The following is a 576-nucleotide window of genomic DNA, read 5'->3' as shown; positions in this document are numbered from 1 at the left end:
CCTACGAAGCTGAAACGCTCGTTGCGGATTATAGGACGAAGTATAATTATAGCACTGTTACAAAAATTTCTCGCATTAAACATGTAACTATTTGTGATATTGGTGAAAACTGTCTCGTACCAATCACGATAGATTATCAGACTGAGATCTCTCCTGAATACAGCCCTTCCGTTAGTGCAATCCTTGATTCTGGAGCTGGTTGGGCACCTTATCAACCTCATTTTCAAGATCTTAACGGTGATGGTTTGGCTGATCTGATAATGCTTTATAGCGACAGTAATGTGAACTATGGAGCATTTTTATCCAAGGGTGACGGAACGTTTGAAAAGATCGCCGGTGCAATCCTTGATCCGGGAACGGGTTGGGCATCTTACCAACCTCATTTTCAAGATCTTAACGGCGATGGTTTGGCTGATCTCGCTATGGTTCATAGCGGCAGTAATGTGAACTATGAACCATTTCTTCTTAAATTGACAAAATCTCCTTATCATCTCGACGTAATTACCACCTCCCGTGGTCATGAAACATCTATCAGTTATACTCCTTTAACGGATAAGCTTGTTTATTCGAAAGGCA

The 576-nt window shown here is 41.3% G+C and carries 1 protein-coding gene; it reads left to right on the top strand.

Translation table 11 applies throughout. From position 1 onward, the window contains the following. Nucleotides 1-576 (top strand): FG-GAP repeat domain-containing protein (locus WH96_RS20895; protein ID WP_047766189.1); only part of this gene is annotated, 576 nt, incomplete at both ends.

The organism is Kiloniella spongiae (assembly GCF_001026905.1).
Taxonomy (GTDB): domain Bacteria; phylum Pseudomonadota; class Alphaproteobacteria; order Kiloniellales; family Kiloniellaceae; genus Kiloniella; species Kiloniella spongiae.
This window is presented reverse-complemented; position numbering and strand designations above follow the sequence as displayed.